We start from the raw sequence: 21,384 nt of genomic DNA on the forward strand, positions 1-21,384 counted from the left end.
AGATGATGCTCCATAAAACTTTGAGGATGATTCACATGAAAATTGCGATAGCGCACGATTACTTAATCCAAATGGGCGGCGCGGAAAGAGTGGTGGAAGTCTTTCATCACATGTATCCCGAGGCTCCAATCTACACAACGGTTTTTAACGGAAGCCGCCTTACTGACAATCTCAAAGATGCGGATATACGTGCCTCCTGGCTGCAAAAGATACCGGGGGTAAAGACCAATTTTAAAGGGGTGCTGCCACTTTACCCAATGGCCATCCGTGATTTGGACTTTCGCGGTTTCGATATCGTCCTGAGTTCGAGCAGTGCTTTTATGAAAAGTATTCAAGTTCCTAAACATACGTTTCATCTTTGTTACTGCCATACGCCTATGCGCTTTGCATGGGATTATGACACCTACATGGAACGTCAGTCGAATTCCGGGTTGTTCAAGAAAATGCTTAAGGTATACATGCAGCAGCTCAAATCGTGGGACCAGCGGACTTCTAAAAATGTGAATCAGTTCGTAGCCAATTCTTCAGTAGTGAAGACTAGGATTCAGAACTATTATCACCGGGATGCAGATGTCATATTTCCACCGATTAATACAGCTCGTTTCACAAGCTCTTCTAGCATTGGTGACTATTATTTAATAGTATCTCGACTTGTTTCTTACAAGCGGATTGATTTAGCTGTAGAGGCTTTTAACCGTAACGGTCTTAAGCTGTACATCGTAGGGGATGGACCAGATCGTAAACGTCTCGAAGGCATGGCTAAGGACAATGTATCGTTTTTAGGCCGGCTAGAAGATGAGCAAGTAACCGGAATGATGGCACAGTGTAGAGCATTTATTTTTCCGGGAGAAGAGGACTTTGGAATCACACCGCTGGAAGCGAACGCTGCGGGAAGACCGGTCATTGCTTATCAAGCAGGTGGTGCACTAGATACTATTATTCCTTATGTAAATGGTGTGTTCTTTCAGCATCAAGAAGTGGAGGATCTACTAAAGGCTATTTACGAGGTAGAGTCCTACGCTTGGGATATCGATCAAATTATGGAGCATGCACGTAAATTCGATGAGCAGGCGTTTATGGTTAAGTTCAAGCAGTATGTTGAGCAGGCCTACGTCAATTTTCTAAAAGGAGGATGATTGTATGAAGCTGACAGTAATCGGTACTGGGTATGTGGGTCTTGTATCTGGCGTGTGCTTTGCACTGAGCGGACATCATGTCATCTGTGTGGATAAGGACGAGGAAAAGATTAAGAAGCTGAAACGGATGGAATCACCCATCTATGAGCCGGGAATTGAGGAACTGATTGAACTGAATCTTCGTGAGGAACGATTATCCTTTTCTGCGGATCTGCAGGATTCGGTGCGTCGTTCAAATATTATCATCCTTGCAGTAGGTACGCCATCGTTGCCTAATGGTGAAGCAGACTTAACCTACATTGAGAATGCAGCTGTTGAAATCGCTAAAGCGATGGAAGGGCACAAAATTATAATGACAAAATCTACAGTTCCCGTAGGAACAAATGAGAAAATCTCCAACATGCTTTCTAAGTCTACCCATCATACTTTTGATATCGTGTCTGCTCCCGAGTTTTTACGTGAAGGGTCAGCGATTCGCGATACCCTCCATCCCGATAGAATTGTCATTGGTCTCGATAATCCAGAGCTGGAACCAACTATGCGCGAGCTTCATAAGGGTTTCACAGAAAATGTATTTGTAACAGATATACGCAGTGCTGAAATGATCAAATATGCTTCGAATGCATTTTTGGCCACGAAGATTTCCTTTATTAACGAGATCGCCAATATTTGCGAAAAAGTGGGAGCTGATGTAACCGAAGTAGCACAAGGAATGGGTATGGACCAAAGAATCGGGTCATCCTTCCTGCAGGCTGGCATCGGTTATGGAGGCTCCTGTTTCCCGAAAGACACTAATGCGCTCATTCAAATTGCGGGCAACGTCGATTACGAATTCAAATTATTGAAATCTGTAGTCGAAGTGAACAAAGGACAACGGTTTATGATCATCTCCAAGCTGCATGAATCACTTGGCAGTCTGCGCGGTTCGACGATTGGGATCTGGGGGCTTGCTTTCAAGCCTAACACTGATGATGTCCGCGAAGCTCCCGCCAGAGAGATTGTAGAGGCGCTGGTGGCTGAAGGGGCTACGGTTAAACTGTATGATCCAATCGCAGCTACAAATTTCAGGCAGCAATATGATCATCCGCAGCTTCGTTGGTGCAATCTGCCAGAGGAAGCGGCTGAGGGCAGCGATGCCGTATGCCTGCTTACCGATTGGAGCCTACTCAAGGACATTGATCTGCATCAGCTGGCGAAAAGCATGCGTAATGGGGTGCTGATCGATGGACGCAATGTGTATTCCAAGGAGCAAATCGAGGGTACCGGCCTCGTTTATCATTCTGTCGGCCGCCCGCAGATGGGTGGATTGAGCGGTTATTCTGCTAGTGTGGCTGGAGCGGTTTAATCTGAGTTATATTGATTGAACTTGTGATTTTTCTATTTAAGGATGAGGCGTGACTCCAGAGAATGTTTGGACTTCCAGCCGCTGTTGTCTGCAGATTTCCTGATTTTAACCGCTAATAGCGGTAGAAATCCGCAGACAAAGGCGGACGCTATCGCTCCTCCAGTTCCAAAATTCTCCTCCGCCACTTCGTTCCCTTATCTTAAGTTTCTAAGTAATTTATAAAGTTAGAGTACTCTGATTATATACCGCAGTAGCAGTAGCAGTAGCATTTGTAGTTGTCATTGTCTCTGTCTCTGTCTTTGTCCCGTGGTGGCAACTAGTCTTGCTCTTGCCGTTGTTCTTGCAGTTGCTGCTGCTGCCTCCCCCGGAGCAGAAGCCAATCTTTAGAAAAACGTGCTTGCTTCCGGCTGGCACAGCCCGGTGCAGCACGGATTGGAATTAAGAAGCAGTTGGTTAGGTAAAGAACGGAAAGGGAATTTGGAACTGTAGAAGCGTTAGCGTTCGCCCGAAAGATTTCCGTAGGAAAGCTAGCTTCGAAAGCATATGCTATCCTCGGATTTCTACCGCGAGAAGCGGTTCAATCAGGAAATCTGAGGATAACAGCGATCGGAAGTCCAAAATCCCTTGGAGTGGTTTCTACCTAACAAAGACATAGCTTTTAATACAATCCATTCTAGCCACCACCAAACGGAAGCCAAACGTTTTGATAACAATTCAAATATGCTCGATTTCCATAATTCAAGGAGGGTTCATCTATGAAAATGGTACTTCTATCAGGCGGTTCAGGTAAACGGTTATGGCCGTTGTCCAACGACTCACGTTCAAAGCAATTTCTAAAGGTACTTGAAAGCCCTCAAGGTGAACCGGAGTCGATGGTACAACGTGTCTGGAGACAGCTGGAGGAAGCGGGGATGGCAGAATCATCTTATCTGGCCACCGGCCGCGGCCAAGTAGAAATGATACAAAGCCAACTGGGAAGTCATGTGCCGATTATCGTTGAACCGGAGCGTCGGGATACTTTTCCGGCTATCGCCTTAACAGCTACCTATCTTTATTCGGTTGCAGGTGTTTCTCCAGCGGAGACGGTAGCGATTTTGCCTGTTGACCCTTATGTAGAAGCATCCTTTTTCGATACCATAGCTATGCTTGAAGGGACTATGTTAGAAAGTGGAGCAAATCTGGCTCTAATGGGTGTTGTTCCTGAACACGCCTCAGAGAAATACGGATATATCATTCCTACCACAGAAGAGGCGGGGGAGAACGGTTTTATGAAGGTGAGTCACTTTCAAGAGAAACCAGACCGCATACAAGCAGAACAGCTTATCGAGCAAAATGCATTGTGGAATTGCGGAGTATTTGCCTTCCGTCTAGGGTACTTGTTAGATATTTTGCAGCGTAAAGGGTTGCCTTTAGGATACGAAGAATTGCAGAAGCAATATAAGCTATTGTCTTCCATCAGCTTTGATTATGAAGTGGTGGAGAAAGAAGAACATATTGTGGTACAGCCGTATGATGGATTCTGGAAGGATCTTGGAACGTGGAATACGCTAACAGAGGAAATGAGCAGCAAGCATGTAGGCAAGGGTTTTGTGACAGCGGATTCTGAGGGGACTTGCTTGATAAATGAGCTGGATATTCCGATTACGGTAATTGGTGCGAAGGATCTGATCATCGCGGCTAGCCCGGATGGGATTCTAGTTACCCATAAAGCCGAGAGTCCACGGATTAAAGAAGTGCTGAAGACCTTTGAACAGAGACCTATGTACGAGGAACGCCGCTGGGGCCATTACAAAGTTATTGATTATGTGAAATATGACGAGGGCAATGAAGTGCTGACTAAACGGATTTTTATATCCGAGGGGAATAATATCAGCTATCAGTTACATCGCAAGCGTAGTGAAATTTGGACAATCGTCAGCGGCGAAGCAAGTATTGTGCTGAATGAGAAAAAACATAATGTGAAGGCTGGAGACGTGGTACGTATACCGGAAGGAACGAAGCACGCAATCCTTGCTTTGACGGATGTTGAGTTTATAGAGGTACAGACGGGTTCTGAATTAGTAGAAGAAGATAATATTCGTATTACTTTAGACTGGAATGATATAGAACTACAACAATTCATTTCATAGGTCTAACCTATCTATTTAACCAATTCGGAATTTCTTAAAACAGGTAAATTGACTCAATTATCAAAAAAAGTCATAAAAACACTAAATATATCATTAATTGTCGTCGATACTTACGGTAAGAGAGATTATTTCTCTTAAATTGAAAAGGCAAACCTATCGAAAGGTAGGGACGCAAAGCTATAGGGCCTTCGAAAGAGTGGCAGCCTGGCTACCGAAAGGGAGATTATTTTGAAAGCTTACCGTACGTATCGATTGTTTGGTGCATTTCTGTCACTCGTCCTGTTTCTGACTGCACTTCCGCTTACTGTTGGAATTTCGCCGTCTGTTGTCATAGCTGCTTCAAATTCTGGAACGCCAGTTACCCCGGGAGCCTCACCTGAAGCCGTAAAGCTGCTTAACTATTTTTACTCAATTTCAGGAAAAGGAATCCTTGCTGGCCAACATGACTATTTAGAAAGTCCAGATGAAATTAACAATATGCTGAAGGGAACCAGCGGACAGTATGCAGCTCTTCACGGTTATGAAATGGGTGCGATCAGTGGTCAGTCTGAAGGAACAATGTCCTGGCAGCGTCAAAATGTGGTAAACAGCGCCATCAACTGGAACAAAGCGGGCGGGATCGTAGCTATGACTTTTCATGCTAACCTGCCGGGCACCTCTTATGACTGGGATAATGTAAAAAAAACGCTTAGCCAAAGTGAGTTCGATAGTTACGTTACACCGGGTACCAAGCAATATAACAGTCTGATTGCTGAACTTGATAAGGTGGCAGTATCTCTAAAAAGCTTGCGAGATGCGAACGTCCCGGTACTTTGGAGACCCTATCATGAAATGAACGGGAACTGGTTCTGGTGGGGGAAGAAAAATAACTTTTCTAAACTTTGGAATATTATGTATGACCGTTTTGTTAACGTTCATAAATTAAATAATTTGTTATGGGTATGGAGTCCGAATGCTCCCAATGTTTGGTCAGATCCGTATGCGTTGACTTATCCAGGAGCTGATAAAGTAGATATCCTGGCAGCAGACATATACGAAAATGATTACCAGCAAAAATACTATGATAGCTTGTTGAGTCTAGCCGCGGGCAAACCGATTGCGATCGGGGAAAATGGTGAAATGCCTAATCTGGAGAAGCTTCAACAATCACAAAGTAAATGGACTTATATGATGAGCTGGGGAAAAATGCTTTATGAGAATAACAGTGCAGATACAATCAAAACTTTTATGAATAGCAGCTATACCCTGACTAGAGATAAATTAAATAATAGCTTGGTACCCACACCTAGCGCCGCACCGGCACCTCCCGAAGAAGAGGGAGAGGCAGCAATTCCTCTCGCGAAGGGGCTTGCAGGAGAGTATTACAACAACATGCAGCTATCGGGAGCAGCAGCTCTTATTAGAACCGATGCAATAATCGATTTCAATTGGCGGCAAGGATCGCCGGATGCCGCCCTCGGGATTGATCGTTTTTCCATACGTTGGAGCGGTAAAGTTAAGCCCTTATATGATGAACAATATACATTTTACACTACATCAGATGATGGCATCCGTGTCTGGGTGAATGGGGAATCTGTGATTGATAGTTGGACGAAGCAAAGTGGCACTGAGCGTAAGGGCAATATTACGCTGAAGGCTGGTCAGCTATATGATATCAAGGTGGAGTATTACGAAAATGAAGGCGATGCGAGAGTCCGCTTGATGTGGGAAAGTGCTAGTCAAGTTAAAGAGACAGTTCCAGCAAGTGCGCTTTTTCTTCCGGATGTCTCCTGATTGATGAAAATTAAAGGTCGATCCTTAGTAGCTCTGCGTTATTGCAGAGCTACTAAGCTATAGTCCTCATTAGGTCAGAAGACGATTGTCCGATAACAGGTATGTTTATTTATTACCTGTGGAGGCAGTACAGCTACCGAAAGGAGGATTTATTTGCGTAAATATTATAAGCAAAACAGATTGTTGTTTACTATATTACCGGTGTTTATTATTTTTTCCTTGCTGCCTTGGGGAGAGGTTAAGAGTCTTCCGAAGGCTATGAGTGTTTCTTCCTCTCTTCCCCCGGCTATACCAAGCAATCCATCAGCTTCTGAAGAAGCCAAGCAACTGTTGAGTAATTTGGTGAATCTACGTGGCAAAGGTATCCTGTCTGGTCAGCATGATTATCTAGAAAGTCCAGATGAACTGGTTCATAAGCTGAAGAATACTTCGGGACAAAATGCCGTTCTACATGGTTATGAATTGGGAGCGATTAATAATCAATCCAAAAGGACAATCGCCGAACAGCGGCAAGCAGTAATTGACAGTGCAATGGAGTGGAATCAAACGGGTGGCATTGTAGCCATGACATTCCATCAGAGTTTGCCAGGAACTTCTCCAGAATGGTCCAATGTAAACAGAAGTCTCAGTCAAGAAAAGTTTAATGCTTATGTTACGCCTGGGACGGCTCAGTATAAGAGTCTAATCTCTGATCTAGATGAGATCGCTGGATATTTAGAACAACTGCGTGATGCTGGAGTTCCAGTCTTATGGCGACCTTATCATGAAATGAATGGCGGTTGGTTTTGGTGGGGGAAAAAGGACAATTTTTCAGCGCTTTGGAATATTGTCTATGATCGTTTTGTAAACACACACAAACTGAATAATCTACTTTGGGTGTGGAATCCAAACGCGCCGAATGAATGGGCAGATTCTTATGCCGCCTATTATCCCGGTGCAGATAAAGTCGATGTTCTGGCTGCGGATATCTACAATAATGATTATAAGCAGTCCTACTATGAGGACCTGCTCACACTTGCTGAAGATAAACCTATCGGAATCGGGGAGAGTGGACAGCTGCCGAACCCGGATGTATTAACCAACAAACAAAATAAATGGGTTTATATGATGACCTGGGGCAAATTGCTGACAGAAAATAATACGCCACAATCCATCAAAAGCTTCATGAATAACTCGTTTACAGTATCGAGAGAGGATTATGTTCTCACAACAGAAGTCCCTTCGATAGCACCGGTAACCCCAACGGGTTTAACTGGAGAATACTATAACAATACTGATTTAGAGGGAGAACCGGTGCTTATCCGCGATGACCGTAAGATTGATTTTAATTGGCATGGTGGGTCACCTGCATCAGAGATAAATGAAGATCACTTTTCTGTACGCTGGAAAGGGAAACTCAAACCCAAATTCAGTGAAAAATATATGATTTCGGCATCCTCTGATGATGGAGTCCGTGTCTGGATTGACGGAAAGCTGATTATCGACAATTGGAAAAATCAAAGTGCAACCCTTCATAAAGGAAGTATCCCGCTCACAGCCGGAACGCTTTATGATATCCAAATTGAATATTATGAGAATGAAGGGGATGCCAATCTTCGCTTGCTATGGGAGAGTTCCAGCCAGAAGCAGCAGGTGATTCCACAAGGGGCATTGTACCTTCCTTAATCTAATGAAATGATAGGGCAAGACATTCCGAAAGAAAGAGAGGACCTATGGATGGGAATAACGAGGAGAATATCTAATAGAAAAAATAAGATATCGGCAAACAAACCATTACTGTTATTATTAAAATTCGCCGCATTAACCGTCTTGTTTCTGTTGTCTGTCTCAGTTTTCGGAACGAATAGAACGAACGATTATAAGGTAGGTGCCAATATACCGAGACTGTCTACAGGAAGTGATCTTGCAGCAGAAATACCGGATGGTACTGTGATCTGGAATCTGGGACAACATGATGGCTCAGCAGCTGAATTCGCTGCGAGTGGCACTTCCGGCAGCAAGAAGGAATTTAATGTTACTTCTTCAGTGCTCAAATCATCGGCTCTTCAGAGCTTGCCTGCAGGTTTGAATGGAAAGACCCAGCCGGAATTAACGATCACATATCAGCTAAATAAGATCCCGGAGAACGGGGTCTTATTTAGCGTAGGTATTCTAGACGCTTATAAATCTGTGCCGCAAATGAGTGTGTTTTCCAATCATCAATTGTCGGGCATCATTCAAATTGCGGGCGTTGCTGGCACAGAAAGTAAATATAGCTTTCAAAAGACCTATGAATTATATATCCCCAAGGAGCAATTAAAGATAGGATCGAACGAATTGAAGCTGCAAACGGTTCGCTGTTTATATTGCAGTGACAAAGAAGACGAATATTCCTGGTGGACATGGGATAATCTCCGTTTAGAGTCTCTTAACGCTCCAATTTCCGAGCCTATTCATGGCAGCTATACTCTGACCGGAACAGTAGTGAATAATAAGCAGTTTTATTTTGATGAAGGTGCAGTTACGCACTTGCCTTATGTTATCAAATGGCTAGGTATGGCTTATAGCGGTAATGTGATGCGTACTAGCTGTGCTAGTGATGTGGGGAGATCCTGCTCAAATATGATGGAATATTACAAGGTATTGCAGGATTACAACATGCAGGCGGTTGCTCTGTATTTGCATACTGGTGATATCAAGCTTAAGACAGATGGATCGTTGCCTGCTGATGCGGAGAAAAAGCTGACAGATTATTTTGAACAATATAGTCCCTATTTTCAATACTATGAGGTAGATAATGAGCCAGGGCTATTCAATCGTTCTAAGGCAGTAAATTTGGCGATTGCGGACTGGCTAAATAAAAAGGGCAAGCAAATCGCGCCCCATTTACAAACTGTTGCTCCGGGCTGGGCGTATTGGCCGGGCTACAGTGAGGACTCCTGCGGAAATCAGAAGGGAACTGAGAAGGCATGTGGAGATCCGGATGGATGGGAACGTGATCCAGAGCAGCGTATGGAGTTGGAGAAGGTTACGGATTTGACCAATGGACACTCGTACGGCGACTCTTATATTTTTAGTAACGGGGGAAGCTTTACTGAGAATTTGAAGACTTTCGCTGGCGCAGACAATGGACTCGGCAAAAAAATGCTGACCACTGAATTTGGTACCTCGGACAGTCATGTGGACGCCTATCAATACGGGGCAACGGAGCCGACAGCGGCGGTATTCGATCGGATCATGCGTGCACATATCGGTTATGCGGATATGTTTGTGCAGCATGCTGCTTTTTTTAAGGATTTCAGTTTATTCAAATACGGGTTTAATTTAGAAGAACATGATCCGGCGACCACAGAGATTTATTATACAAAAGAAAATGAGGATTCACGTGTCAGCATCATGAGAAGGCTTAGTCTTGCTTATGCTACGCATGGAGCTCCATTAACTTATCAAGTTGCAAATAAAGATGTGTTAGCCGACAAGCTGGTTTATGTTCGGGCCGTGGATACTTCCACGTTGAAGCCTCTTGCGGGAAGCGGAGCGACCTCGAATAAGGTACTGGTTAATTTCGTTAACTTTGAGTCTACTCCGCAGACCGTGAGTGTAAATGTGACTATGCCTAAAAACGTTATATATGAAGGGGAACGCTTTGGAAACGGGGATACGTATGAAAAAGCAAGAAGTTATGTGACAGGGAAAAAGGCTACTCCCACGTTAACCTTTACGGAGAAACTTGCTCCGGGAGAGGCTGTACAGTATATTTTGCAGCCTTCCTCTGAAGTAAAACCGTCGGCGCCTAAGGGATTCAAAGCCGCGGCAACAAAAGGTTTATCTGTGAAATTAAATTGGCTGGAGGCACCGGGAGCAAGCTACGAGCTGCTTCGTGCTGAAGGTAGCGGTGGGGAAATGAAGGTAGCAGCCACTGATGTGAAGCTTACAGAATATACGGATCATAATTTACGTGAAGGGACGTTATATACCTACGCGGTAAGGGTATCTGGCTCCAATTTACTGTCCGATAAAGTTCAGATTACAGCCACCGGACTGATTCCTCTGGATCGTACGAAATGGAAGGTAACCTCAAATGTGAATACGGCAGCCTCAGCTCCGAGTCTTGCCATCGATGGGGATCGGCGCACGCGCTGGGATACGGGGAAACATCAGGTTTCCGGAGAGTATTTTCAGATTGATCTGGGTGAAGCACATGAAATTGAAAGAATAGATTTGGATAGCACGCTTTCACCTTTTGATTATCCAAGAGACTATGTGGTCTATATTTCTGACGATGCTCAGAACTGGAACAAACTTACCTCTGGAAAAGGCACGAAAGAGCTTACTAAGATATCCTTCTCTAAAGTGAAGACGAGGTATATCAAGATTGTACAGAACGGAGCTGGCGGGAATTATTGGTCCATTCAAGAGCTTCAGGTGTATTCCAGAGAATAAGGGTACCATTTGAATTTATGTAATCATTTATAGCGCATACTAAATAACCTCTGCGAGACAATTCTCTCACAGAGGTTATTTTTATGCTTTAAATTGCTTCTAAATAAAATGGAGACCTGACATATAAGGTAAGGGAATTGCCTCTGACTCCCCTGAGGAATCAGAGGTGTGAAGCGGACTTGCTGGATCAAAGAGCAGCGATATCAGCTCCTTGTCGTCCTGCACGGACGACAAGTCGTGACCCTTGCGGCAGCCTTCGATCTGCCGCAAAAGCGCTGCCCGGTCTGCGATGCAGACCGTCCCGCTGTTCGCGCCGGCGCTTGAGGAGGCGCCGGCCTCACGCAGGAGCGCGAGCAAGCCGCGCTCCTGCCACGGCACTGGCACCTGCAGCGCGCCTACGCCGCCGCACAGTGCCGCCTTAGCCAGCAGCGCCGCTACCGCGCTCGGCTGGCCGGCCCATTCCACCGCCGTCGCCGTGCTCGGCGCGGGCACATCTGCCGCCGCTGGCACAGCCACCGCGGCGAACCCCTCGATGCTGCCGTCCCGAACGGCTACGAGTGTACGCTGGGCTAAGCCCAGCACACCCGCGTAAGCCTCGGTCCCCAGCAGCAGCGCCAGTTCACCCGGACTATACACATGTCCGGTTTCGCGTTCATTCAGCAGCCGGTTGACGGCGAAGAAGTCGCCCGGCTGCATCGGCCGCAGCGTCCATTCTTCCCCTGCTGCGGCTGCAAGTGCCTTAGCCGAGCCTTCGTTCAGCTCGGCAAATTGCGTACCTCCGAACGGTACGCATCCTGCTCGGGTGTACAGTGAGCGATCACCCGAGACAAAAATCAGCGATGCGTCCGCTTCCGCAGCATGGGCCTGGCATTTCTCCAGTAGCTGACCGGCTAGTCCTTGTCCTCGAAATGCAGGGGCGGTGCAGACCGCACCTATGGAGAATACATTCAAAATAGCATCACCAGTTTTGATCGTAGAGGGTACGAGTCCCATGAAAGCTGCAACCGTTCCGTCCTCGGTAATAGCCGCATACGAATGACTGAGCCCCGGGCGGAAAATAAGTGGAAACAGTTCTTTCATTGAAATGGCACCCGGTTCACGAAAGATGGAATCTGCAAGCAGAGCTGCTTGATCCAGCTCCGCAGGTTTAATTAATCTCAATTGCATAACATTCAGCCTCCTATATGTACACACGATGGGGAGAAAGCATTTACATAAAGTATAAGGCCAGGGGAATGAAATCTCCAATCTTGTTTATATTATTCAATGTCTCAAAAGGATATGGATAAGGGTAATAAAGTACATAAATAAGGAAGCTTCTAATATTTTAAGCTAGAAGTGAAAGGGAAGTGAATAATCGGTGTCCCAACTTGCAGATAATATTATATTATTACTGGCTGCGCTCCTGCTTGTAGGCGTATTTTCCACTAAGTTCTCCACTAAATTTGGAATGCCGGCTTTAGTGCTGTTCCTTGCTGCGGGGATGGTGCTGAGCCAATTTATTTTTTTTAACAATGCTTCCTTAACACAAATGGCCGGGATCTTCGCATTGGTTGTCATTCTATTCGAGGGGGGGATGCAGACGAATATTAAGGATATTAAGCCTGTTATTCGTCCAGCATTATCCTTATCAACGGTAGGCGTAATAATGACGACAGTCATCGTAGGAGTATTCGCCAAGCTAATTCTCGATGTGTCATGGGCAGAAAGCTTTCTGTTTGGAGCGATCGTTGGATCGACAGATGCGGCTGCAGTCTTCTCGGTTCTTGGCGGTAAGAACATTGATAAACGTTTGACCTCTACGCTAGAAGCGGAATCAGGAAGTAACGATCCAATGGCGGTTTTCTTAACCGTATCGCTGATCGAATGGATACAGCATCCGGATATCGCGATATGGGGGCTTGTGTTGTCTTTTATATGGGAGATGGGAATTGGCTTAGTACTGGGTTTTGTGCTGGGTAAGATCGCAGTTTACTGCATCAATCGAATTAATCTGGATTCAACAGGTCTTTATCCGGTAATGGCTATTGGTTTTGCTGTTCTGACCTATGGTTTATCTGCATGGGTACACAGCAGCGGATTGCTGGCTGTTTATGTTATGGGCCTTACTCTTGGCAATTCCGAGCTCATGTATCACCGTACCATTATGAATTTTAGTCACGGCTTTGCTTGGATGATGCAAATATTCATGTTCATCCTGCTGGGCTTGTTAGTATTTCCTCAGGAACTGGCGGAAGTGGCTTGGCAAGGCATCTTGTTATCCGTCATTCTGATGGTTGTAGCAAGGCCAATCGGTGTATTTATAAGCCTGCATTTTTCCAAATTCTCAATTCGTGAAAAGACATTGATTTCTTGGGCCGGACTGCGTGGAGCCGTTCCGATTGTGTTAGCGACTTATCCGCTGCTGGCTGATCTGCCACACGGACGACTATTCTTTAATGTTGTATTCTTTGTCGTGCTGACCTCGGCGGTGATTCAGGGAACTAGTATTTCACCGCTAGCTTCCCGATTGAAGCTTGTGGGGCAAGAAGATTCAGATCAGCCTTCACTCATGGAGCTGGTTGCTCTTGGCAAGACAGACTCGGAGTTCAATCATATTGGAATTAATCCTAATATGCCGATTGCTGGACAGAAAATTTCAGAAATAGGTCTGCCAGACGATATCTTATTTACGGCAATTATCCGCAACAAAAAGATTGTCACCCCTCATGGCAGTACTGTTATTGAGCCTGGGGATACTGTGTATGTACTAAGTCCAAAGAGCAAACGCGATGAGATGAGGGCTTTCTTCCGCAGTAGAAAAGGAAAGACCGCGGAGGAGGATGTTTCTTTAATCTAAAGAAGAGGGCCTTTTTTCCAAAGTGTGACACACATAATAGGCCTAATAACATAAGTTGTGCTAGAATCGGCACAATATATATAATCTCCAGAATAGTTGCAAAACGCAAAAGAGTGTGTTAAATTGTATATAGATTTAGAACGAGTCTAAATACAATTATAATAAATGAACCATAGGAGGTTTTATTAATGACAACACAACTAAAGAGCCATACTGAACTGCAAGCTGCATTGAACCGCCAAACCGCAAACTGGTTCCTGCTCGGAGTAAAGCTTCATCATTATCACTGGTATGTTAGCGGATCACAATTCTTTACACTGCATGAGAAGTTTGAAGAGTTATACAATGAAGCTGCAGGTTATGCGGATGATTTGGCTGAGCGTTTGCTTTCTATTGGTGGACAACCAGCCTCCACGATGAAGCAATATCTTGAACTGTCCGACCTACAAGAAGCACGCGGTGGCGAAGATGCTAAGGGTATGGTGCTCGAGCTCGTTAGAGACTTTAAGACGGTTGCTAAAGAACTGCAAGAAGCAATTGCAGCTGCAGAAGAACTAGGTGATCAACCAACTGCGGATCTGTTGATTGGCATCAGAAGCAGCATTGAGAAACATGCTTGGATGCTGAATGCTTTTATCGGTTAAGACAATCTCCTTATAAGGGATAGAACATACAAAGAGCGCCTGCGTATCGTTAACGCATGGCGCTCTTTCTTTTGAATACTTCTATTTAATAAATACTCCACCAAATGGCACGGCTTCGCGCAGGAATCGTTTAATAATACCATCATCGTTATTATCTCTTTCAAATCGGCGATTCTGGCGCCCAGCTTGAAAAAGCACAGGTCCATGGCCCGTCATCTTCCAGTGATAACTCATATGCTGGCTAGCTAAATGGTTGCCGTAAACGGTAAGCTCCAGCTTCGCGTTCTCAGGATAGGCAATTATGCTGCCTGCATCCACATAGAGTGGATTGTACGGATGAAGCTCAGCTTCACAAACCGTTCCTTCAGTCAGTATGCCAATGATACCATTACCCGTAAATTTAACCTTCACAATATCTCTTGTAACGAGCACATTCTTCATACTCAGTACCCGTGTATTCATCGTAACTCCTTCACTGTAGAAGAAGAGATGTTTAAAGTCGTACAACAAATCGCTCTTACCATCAAGATGTAGAATCTTTACCCGATAACCCGGTGGAAGGGCGGCGACAAAATGGCAAGGACCAGACATATCTGAACGAATTAACTTTTGCTTGCGATAGATGCCCTTCACATCCATAAATCTGTCTGCTCGTCCAGTGGCAGGCCCTTGATAAGCGATAATTTGCTGTGGGTGCAGCACATGAACCTCTTCCTTCTCCACGAGAGTGAAGGCTACGGCTTGTCCGCTCCCGCTGTCGCTTTCATCTTGGACATCGATGTTCATATTTCATCTCCCTCATGCTGTAGGCGTTATCTTTACTAAATGTTCAAGATTAGCGCAGACGGTCTCCTTTTCTAGAACGGTGAAGCATGCTGAAACGGATAATACGGATGAGTATAAAATACCCTAGAATCAGACCGATCCCCGTAAAAATAGTCACTTTAATTTTATGAAAATATTCTTCGCGTGCGGTCCGGTCATTTTGCAATGCATCAACCATCTGCGTCAGTTGGCGATTCTGTTCCTGCAGGGCTTCGTTCTGTGTACGGTAGGCTTCCATTTCCTGCATGGTATTCGAAAGCTTATCTTTAGCTTGCTGTAGCTCTTCTGCTGTCTGCTGAAATCCTTCTTTCAATTCATTGACTTCGTTTGGAAGCTCAGAGAAACTTTTGAATCCATTATAGATATCACTGAATATATTGGCTTTTGCTACTGGGGCTGGAAGAGCTATGGAAACGGTCAGCAGAAGCAGGAGCGAACATAACAGCTGTAGATATTTACGGTATTTATGTTGTTTCATCTATATAATCACCACCTGATTTAGGCTTTTTATTTCTTTTATTTTAACACAGCTTGACAGCTTCTGACAGCGTACGCTAAGCGTGAATGGTGTATCTAGTGTCAGTAATATTTGCCTGCTAGATACGATGTTGCACTTCCTTATAGAGCTCTATTTGGCGGAGTCTTCATGATTGAGAAGAGGGACTATTTATCGTATACTTTGGACGGGAAGGGGCTGCTGCGAAATGAATAAATGGCTTAAGACAATGTTATTTTTGGTCGGATCTGCTTTTTTGACGAGGTTGATTCCGTTCTCATCTTTGTTTCGGAATTTAGACACGATGATACATGAATTTGGTCATGCGCTTGTGACTTTACTGTTGTCAGGCAGTGTGCTGCGGATTGAACTATACGCGGACCATAGCGGTGTCACTTATTCAGCTATTCAAGATGGAGGCAGAGCGATTTTGGTATCGCTGTCCGGTTATTTGCTGGCATCCTTATTCGCATTGCTGCTCTTCTATCTCTATAGTAAAGGACGGCATGATTGGGGCCTTATCTTGGCTACTACGGTTGCATTGATAATGCTGTTAATGTACGTTCGGGGAAGCTTCGGAATGACGTGGTTGAGTGGGTTTATTGCGCTGAACGTTTTAATGCTGGTGGTTTGGAAAAAGGCCAGCAAATTCTATTATCTGTTATTAGCTTTTTTGACCTTGGAAGAGTCTGTAATGGGGAGTTTATTTTTGGTATACGCGGCCGCTGTATCTCCTTCTCGCGCGGGAGATGCCAGTAATCTGGCAAGGATGACATCGGTGCCGGCCATATTTTGGGCAATCCTATTTTTTATGTTTTCTCTGCTTTGCGCCAAATGGGCGCTGGGCCTATTTTTTAAGCGGGAACGAGTGCAGCCTAAACTTCAGAGCCGTTAAAGATAAAAAGCTTAAAATTTTCGTCATAAACAGACAAAAGGGGTTATTTTTGTGAGAGTCAGTCTACTTAGTATGTAGAATGGCTCTTTTTTTGTCGATAATATAGAACCGAACATACATTCCATGACATGGAGTTGTCCGCCATTATTGGTACATTAATAGAAGACCCAAAAAAAGAAAGAGGTGGAAAATATGATGGAAAGTATTCATCCTACATTTACGTGGGGTCAAGATCGTATTTTTGCAGGTGGCAATCGCGATGCTGTTTTGCTTGTCGAATGGAAAGGAAATATGCCTTCAGAACATAGCCGACCTACGAGCCATAAGGTGGTAGCACGTGATATTGAACTACAAGTTTGGCTTGAGCCGCATCTAACTTTTAAGCGCTGTTATGGATGTGAGATGGAGGCTGGAGAAGGTCATTCTCTCTTGCTTAAACTTGGCAAAATAAAAACAGGACAACGCAAATTCATAGGGCTGGAGTTCAGTACCTCTAGTTCTGTAGCCGGTAAATATGAGGCGCTCTCCCTACAATGGAAGTATAAAAAGCCAACTGTAGAGCGTGTTCGTGAACTCCCTGTGAAGGTGCTTGAGCTGGAGTACGCGCATCATACCCGCATTCTGAGCGATACTTGCTGCTTTTATGTTGAGAAGCATCTGGAATTGCTAAAGACGTCTGAAACAGTTGAGGAGGCTGCTGCGTTACGAAATAAAGGACAGTATAGTGAAGCTCAGGAGAAGCTCAATCGTCATGCGGATAAGCTATTGCTGCTCGCGGTACGCTCTGGAGATCCTTTGCTGCTGAAAGAGGCCGAAATGTTGTATAAACAAATAGGTTTCGAGCATCAGCTTCGTAGTAAAGCCGTTGGTGGAATTTAATATAGGACACGCTGATAGGGGATGCACATAGACGAAAAAAGACCTATACATAAATTGGATTTTTAAGCGGATTCGGCGGAAAATATTCAGAAGAATTGTAATATAAAATGTGGTAACATAGTAAAAAAGTTCTATCACAAATTTACTTTTTTTCATAAAATAATGGGTCTATTTAACCATAAATCAAGGGGAACTGAATATGACAGACCGATTAATCCGACTGATGCGCATTATTACACTTGTTCAAGCCAAGCCAGGGATATTAGCCCGTGAATTGGCGGAACGCTGCGGCAACAGCGAGAGAACGATATACCGGGATATGGACGCGCTTAGCGCCATGCATATTCCCATAACCCACCTGGGGCATGGAAAAGGTTATGCTTTTATTGGGAATTTTGCACTCTATCCCTTGGATTGGTCGGAAGAAGAAGCAACCGCATTTTCGCAATTACGCTATATTATGGAAGATATAAAACCGGTACTACCTATAGATTTTGAAAGCGCATATGAAAAAGTAGTCGCAGCTGAATATAAACGGAAGGCGGAGAGAGAAGAAACAATAGAACGTGCAAGAAGAGAAGTAGGGGTGGGGTGGGCTGAAAGGCACAGTTCGCAGATGGAACAACACTCTTTTCTTACTCCGATCCTGGAAGCTTTATTAAAGCAAAAGAGTATACAAGCGAATTATAGTGAAAATGCATTAGAAGAGAAAGGGATCACCATTGATCCTTATTGTCTGGTCCCGCTGGAAAGTCGTTTTCATCTCATAGGATTTTGTCATCGCCAGGGTGTTATTCGTACATATCATATCAACGATTTTTCTAATGTGAAGCCATTAAATCGTTTTTTTTCGAAGGAAGCATTTGATGTGCAGGCCTTTATGAAGCAGAAATGGTCACTCGATCGGGATAGTTTACAGGTAGAATTCAAAGTGAAATTCTCGGAACGGATAATGGAAGGAATTAAGAAGGACGAATTGCCTTTTAAGCCAAGTAAAGTGGATCGTCAAGCTAGATGCTTTCACTTTAAGGTTTCAGTGGAACAAGATATAGGATTTGTCCGCTGGATTAAGAGATTTGAAGAGGAAGCGGAAATCATTGAACCGTACTATTATCGTGAAGTAATCAGGCAGCAGTTGGAAAAATGGAGTTCGCACTATAAATAGTGATACGCTCATTTGACCTTCGTTCAATTCGAAAGATGGGGTGCTTGTGCAACCATTTAAATGGTTGCCGGAGGCATCCTTTTTTTGCGAGTAGGTCGAAGATGTAATCCTTTATAACTCTCTAATCATAACAATATATAACTAAACATAACTAAACACAACTCAATCTATAGAAAATCGAAAAAACGTATGCTAGAATAGCATCTACATATATACATATGAAAATGGGAGGAATGGAAATGTTTAAGAAATGGTCAATCCGGATCTTTGGTGCATTAGCAATTTTTTTGGTTGTGAATTTATCTGCGGGCGCAGTGGTAGAGGTAGAGGCAGCCGTCAAGAAGACAGAGATTATTGTATCGGCTGCAGCCAGCTTGCAGGATAGTTTAGATAAAATGGCGCTTCTCTATGAGAAGAAGCATCCCGATATTGATTTGGTCTTTAATTATGCTGCATCCGGCACATTACAGAAGCAGATTGAACAAGGTGCTCCGGCTGATCTATTCTTCTCTGCCGGGGATAAACAGATGAATGCGTTAGTGGATGCTGGACTGATCTCTGACCATAAGGTGCTGCTTAAGAATCAGTTGGTTCTGGTCGTCCCTTCGAATTCAAAAGCTTCATTAAATACGATCACTCAACTTACAGACAAATCGTTTAAGAAGATAGCGGTAGGACAGCCTGAATCTGTACCCGCAGGCCAATACGCTCAGCAATCGTTAACTGCGAAGAAGGTATGGGATACGCTGCAGAACAAGCTTGTATTCGCGAAGGATGTCCGTCAGGTTCTTTCTTACGTCGAAACGGGGAATGTCGATGCAGGCTTTGTCTATAAGACAGATGCATTGACTTCAAAGAAGACGAAGATTGCTCTTACCGTGGGTCCGCATGTTCACAAAGCCATTAATTATCCGGCAGGTATCGTGAAGAATTCGAAGAATCAGAAGGAAGCTAAGGAATTTTACAGTTATCTTCAGAGCAAGGAAGCCAGTGATATTTTTACAAGCTATGGCTTCTTGCTTCCTTAATATGAAATCATGAGTAGAAGCGGGGTGAATAAGGATGGAAATAAACTGGACTGATTTCTTCGCCCCGGTATGGCTTTCCGTTAAAATATCAGTAATTACCAGTATTATTGTGTTCATTCTGGCAACAGCTGCAGCGAAGGCTATGGCAGGTCGGAAATTCCCAGGTTATAGCTTGGTTGAGACTGTAATGCTACTCCCTCTCGTATTGCCGCCGACCGTTGTAGGATTTGTTCTGTTAGTCGTTTTAGGTCGACGCAGCTGGATTGGCAGATGGTATGAACAGATGACGGAGCATACGATTCTCTTCACATGGGGGGCTGCGGTTATCGCCGCGGTTGTTGTAGCCTTTCCTCTCGTCTACCGCACGGCGAAGGCGGGCTTTGAAGGCGTGGAAGCGGATCTTGAAGATGCGGCGCGTGCACAGGGAGCGAGTGAACTTCAGGTACTGCGATATGTCACATTGCCCCTTGCAGGTCGCTCACTAGCTGCAGGGTATGTGCTGGGTTTTGCTAGAGGGCTAGGAGAGTTCGGTGCTACGATCATGGTAGCTGGTAATATTCCTGGCCGTACGCAGACTGTTCCTACAGCGATCTATGTCGCGGTGGATGGCGGCAACATGACGCTTGCTTGGATGTGGGTGTGCTCTATCATTGTTATGTCTGCTGTGATGTTGATGTTTGTGAACCGGCGTACTTAATTTGCGGCGTGAGAAGCCGCTCCGCGAACTGTTACTCCATCAATCATTAGAAAAATAAAGGAGCTATTCTCCGGTAATTTGGAGAATAGCTCCTTTGTACTTTCAATGGATGTCCCTTTTTATCAAGTCTCGTAAATAATCGTCCCTGTTTCCGTGAGATCGTATCCGTGAATGGACGCAAGCTCACTTTGAAAGGCTGGCGAGCGCAAAATATCAATCACGGCGGTGATCCACTGCTCATGCTCCGGTTTCTTTAGCATTACGAGATCATAACACTCTTGAATCAAGGGGATGAAATCAATGCCATCGACAATTTTAGCAGCTTTTTCGGTACCGATGGCCACATCGGCTTCTCCTCGTGCCACTTTACCAGCGACCGCTAAATGGCTATTCTCTTCCTGCTCATATCCGGATAGGCTTGCAGCAGGAATGCCGTGCAATCGAAGTTGTTCATCCAATAACACGCGTGCGCCTGCGCCTCGTTCTCTATTGATCAGTGTAAGTCCATCCTGTTGGAGATGAGACCACTCATGGAGACCTCTAGGGTTTCCCTTTTGAACATATAATCCTGCACTTCGAGTCAACAGACGGACTACAACATAAGGGAAGCCCACAAGTATTTTACGGATATAGGGAAGGTTATATTCTCCAGTATCGCCGTCGAGCAGATGGGTACTGACGATGTCCGATTCTCCATGATACATGGCAATTAAACTATCGAGACTGCCCGCGTAGGAACGAAGTGGACGCTCAGTAGGCAAGGAACGTTCCAAATATGTGGCTAGAATATCGAGTGACATATCCTGACCCGTAATCACGAGGCTCTGTCCTGCAGCTTTACTGTTAACGTGGCCAGAATGTGAGGCAACTTGAGTTAGATTCGCCCCAGCAAAAGTCAGTGGTAATGTCGATGGCGCAATGCCACTCCGGGTATTTTGTTTGTAAGCTTCTAAATCGGATTGATCGACTCGCATCTGTTTTCCTACACGGTAGGAGGGAAGCTCCCCTTTTTTGATCAGGTCATATACTTTTAATTTAGAGATCTTCAGTAAGCGGGCAATTTCCTCAGCCGTATAGGATGTATTATCAGACATGATAAAAGCCTCCAGAA

The 21,384-nt window shown here is 44.7% G+C and carries 17 protein-coding genes and 1 riboswitch; of the genes, 13 read left to right on the plus strand and 4 right to left on the minus strand.

Features of this window, described 5'->3' with window-relative positions:
• Nucleotides 1-35: 35 nt before the first annotated feature.
• The 6 genes from NST74_RS04715 (at nt 36) to NST74_RS04740 (ending at nt 10,805) form a co-directional block, all read left to right on the plus strand.
• Nucleotides 36-1,136 carry a glycosyltransferase gene (locus tag NST74_RS04715; protein ID WP_042124446.1) on the plus strand — a complete coding sequence of 367 codons (1,101 nt, stop codon included), beginning with the start codon at nt 36-38 and terminating at the stop codon, nt 1,134-1,136.
• Between the two features lie 4 nt (nt 1,137-1,140).
• Nucleotides 1,141-2,481, plus strand: coding sequence for a UDP-glucose dehydrogenase family protein (locus NST74_RS04720; protein WP_341110669.1), 1,341 nt, complete (start codon nt 1,141-1,143; stop codon nt 2,479-2,481).
• A gap of 755 nt (nt 2,482-3,236) precedes the next feature.
• The gene (locus NST74_RS04725; protein ID WP_076129262.1) at nt 3,237-4,610 is read left to right on the plus strand and encodes a sugar phosphate nucleotidyltransferase; all 1,374 of its coding nucleotides are present in this window, start codon (nt 3,237-3,239) and stop codon (nt 4,608-4,610) included.
• Between the two features lie 136 nt (nt 4,611-4,746).
• A riboswitch (cyclic di-GMP riboswitch) is annotated at nt 4,747-4,826 on the plus strand.
• A gap of 12 nt (nt 4,827-4,838) precedes the next feature.
• Nucleotides 4,839-6,383, plus strand: coding sequence for a glycosyl hydrolase (locus NST74_RS04730; protein WP_081389889.1), 1,545 nt, complete (start codon nt 4,839-4,841; stop codon nt 6,381-6,383).
• Nucleotides 6,384-6,536: 153 nt separating this feature from the next.
• Entirely contained in the window at nt 6,537-8,048 is a 1,512-nt protein-coding gene (locus NST74_RS04735; RefSeq protein ID WP_341110671.1) for a glycosyl hydrolase, read from the plus strand.
• A 51-nt stretch (nt 8,049-8,099) separates the two neighbouring features.
• Nucleotides 8,100-10,805, plus strand: a complete 2,706-nt coding sequence (locus tag NST74_RS04740; RefSeq protein WP_341110672.1) for a discoidin domain-containing protein — start codon at nt 8,100-8,102, stop codon at nt 10,803-10,805.
• 99 nt (nt 10,806-10,904) lie between these two features.
• Here the strand turns inward: NST74_RS04740 and NST74_RS04745 are convergent, their stop codons facing one another.
• On the minus strand, nt 10,905-11,972 hold the full coding sequence (locus NST74_RS04745; RefSeq protein WP_341110673.1) for a GNAT family N-acetyltransferase: 1,068 nt from the start codon (nt 11,970-11,972) through the stop codon (nt 10,905-10,907).
• Nucleotides 11,973-12,165: 193 nt separating this feature from the next.
• Between NST74_RS04745 and NST74_RS04750 the strand changes: the two genes are divergently transcribed.
• Nucleotides 12,166-13,644: a potassium/proton antiporter gene (locus NST74_RS04750; protein ID WP_341110676.1), complete on the plus strand. Its 1,479-nt coding sequence runs from the start codon at nt 12,166-12,168 to the stop codon at nt 13,642-13,644.
• A gap of 188 nt (nt 13,645-13,832) precedes the next feature.
• Nucleotides 13,833-14,288 (plus strand): Dps family protein, encoded by a 456-nt coding sequence (locus tag NST74_RS04755; RefSeq protein WP_042124459.1) that lies wholly within the window; start codon nt 13,833-13,835, stop codon nt 14,286-14,288.
• Between the two features lie 81 nt (nt 14,289-14,369).
• On the opposite strand, the gene NST74_RS04760 is transcribed toward NST74_RS04755, so the two are convergent.
• A complete protein-coding gene (locus tag NST74_RS04760; protein ID WP_341110678.1) occupies nt 14,370-15,074 on the minus strand; it encodes an AIM24 family protein in 705 nt (234 codons plus the stop codon).
• Between the two features lie 49 nt (nt 15,075-15,123).
• On the minus strand, nt 15,124-15,591 hold the full coding sequence (locus NST74_RS04765; RefSeq protein ID WP_341110679.1) for a hypothetical protein: 468 nt from the start codon (nt 15,589-15,591) through the stop codon (nt 15,124-15,126).
• 226 nt (nt 15,592-15,817) lie between these two features.
• Between NST74_RS04765 and NST74_RS04770 the strand changes: the two genes are divergently transcribed.
• The 5 genes from NST74_RS04770 (at nt 15,818) to modB (ending at nt 20,273) form a co-directional block, all read left to right on the plus strand.
• Nucleotides 15,818-16,504, plus strand: a complete 687-nt coding sequence (locus NST74_RS04770) for a M50 family metallopeptidase (RefSeq protein ID WP_076119875.1) — start codon at nt 15,818-15,820, stop codon at nt 16,502-16,504.
• Between the two features lie 192 nt (nt 16,505-16,696).
• Complete coding sequence (locus tag NST74_RS04775) at nt 16,697-17,383, plus strand: hypothetical protein (RefSeq protein ID WP_341110681.1); 687 nt, start codon at nt 16,697-16,699, stop codon at nt 17,381-17,383.
• Between the two features lie 199 nt (nt 17,384-17,582).
• Nucleotides 17,583-18,548: a helix-turn-helix transcriptional regulator gene (locus NST74_RS04780; RefSeq protein WP_076119877.1), complete on the plus strand. Its 966-nt coding sequence runs from the start codon at nt 17,583-17,585 to the stop codon at nt 18,546-18,548.
• Between the two features lie 239 nt (nt 18,549-18,787).
• Nucleotides 18,788-19,576 carry a molybdate ABC transporter substrate-binding protein gene (gene modA, locus NST74_RS04785; RefSeq protein ID WP_341110684.1) on the plus strand — a complete coding sequence of 263 codons (789 nt, stop codon included), beginning with the start codon at nt 18,788-18,790 and terminating at the stop codon, nt 19,574-19,576.
• A 34-nt stretch (nt 19,577-19,610) separates the two neighbouring features.
• Nucleotides 19,611-20,273: a molybdate ABC transporter permease subunit gene (gene modB, locus NST74_RS04790; RefSeq protein ID WP_341110685.1), complete on the plus strand. Its 663-nt coding sequence runs from the start codon at nt 19,611-19,613 to the stop codon at nt 20,271-20,273.
• A 122-nt stretch (nt 20,274-20,395) separates the two neighbouring features.
• On the opposite strand, the gene NST74_RS04795 is transcribed toward modB, so the two are convergent.
• Nucleotides 20,396-21,367, minus strand: a complete 972-nt coding sequence (locus NST74_RS04795) for a helix-turn-helix transcriptional regulator (RefSeq protein WP_341110686.1) — start codon at nt 21,365-21,367, stop codon at nt 20,396-20,398.
• Nucleotides 21,368-21,384 lie beyond the last annotated feature (17 nt).

The sequence above is a fragment of the Paenibacillus sp. FSL F4-0125 genome, assembly GCF_038008565.1.
Lineage (GTDB): Bacteria > Bacillota > Bacilli > Paenibacillales > Paenibacillaceae > Paenibacillus_AQ.

Excerpts from the sequence above, each read along its gene's own strand:
- NST74_RS04720 (WP_341110669.1), top strand. The coding sequence starts at position 1,141 with ATGAAGCTGACAGTAATCGGTACTGGGTATGTGGGTCTTGTATCTGGC.
- NST74_RS04755 (WP_042124459.1), top strand. The coding sequence starts at position 13,833 with ATGACAACACAACTAAAGAGCCATACTGAACTGCAAGCTGCATTGAAC.
- NST74_RS04760 (WP_341110678.1), bottom strand. The coding sequence starts at position 15,074 with ATGAACATCGATGTCCAAGATGAAAGCGACAGCGGGAGCGGACAAGCC.
- NST74_RS04725 (WP_076129262.1), top strand. The coding sequence starts at position 3,237 with ATGAAAATGGTACTTCTATCAGGCGGTTCAGGTAAACGGTTATGGCCG.
- modB (WP_341110685.1), top strand. The coding sequence starts at position 19,611 with ATGGAAATAAACTGGACTGATTTCTTCGCCCCGGTATGGCTTTCCGTT.
- NST74_RS04745 (WP_341110673.1), bottom strand. The coding sequence starts at position 11,972 with ATGCAATTGAGATTAATTAAACCTGCGGAGCTGGATCAAGCAGCTCTG.
- NST74_RS04780 (WP_076119877.1), top strand. The coding sequence starts at position 17,583 with ATGACAGACCGATTAATCCGACTGATGCGCATTATTACACTTGTTCAA.
- NST74_RS04775 (WP_341110681.1), top strand. The coding sequence starts at position 16,697 with ATGATGGAAAGTATTCATCCTACATTTACGTGGGGTCAAGATCGTATT.
- NST74_RS04765 (WP_341110679.1), bottom strand. The coding sequence starts at position 15,591 with ATGAAACAACATAAATACCGTAAATATCTACAGCTGTTATGTTCGCTC.
- modA (WP_341110684.1), top strand. The coding sequence starts at position 18,788 with ATGTTTAAGAAATGGTCAATCCGGATCTTTGGTGCATTAGCAATTTTT.
- NST74_RS04795 (WP_341110686.1), bottom strand. The coding sequence starts at position 21,367 with ATGTCTGATAATACATCCTATACGGCTGAGGAAATTGCCCGCTTACTG.
- NST74_RS04770 (WP_076119875.1), top strand. The coding sequence starts at position 15,818 with ATGAATAAATGGCTTAAGACAATGTTATTTTTGGTCGGATCTGCTTTT.
- NST74_RS04715 (WP_042124446.1), top strand. The coding sequence starts at position 36 with ATGAAAATTGCGATAGCGCACGATTACTTAATCCAAATGGGCGGCGCG.
- NST74_RS04740 (WP_341110672.1), top strand. The coding sequence starts at position 8,100 with ATGGGAATAACGAGGAGAATATCTAATAGAAAAAATAAGATATCGGCA.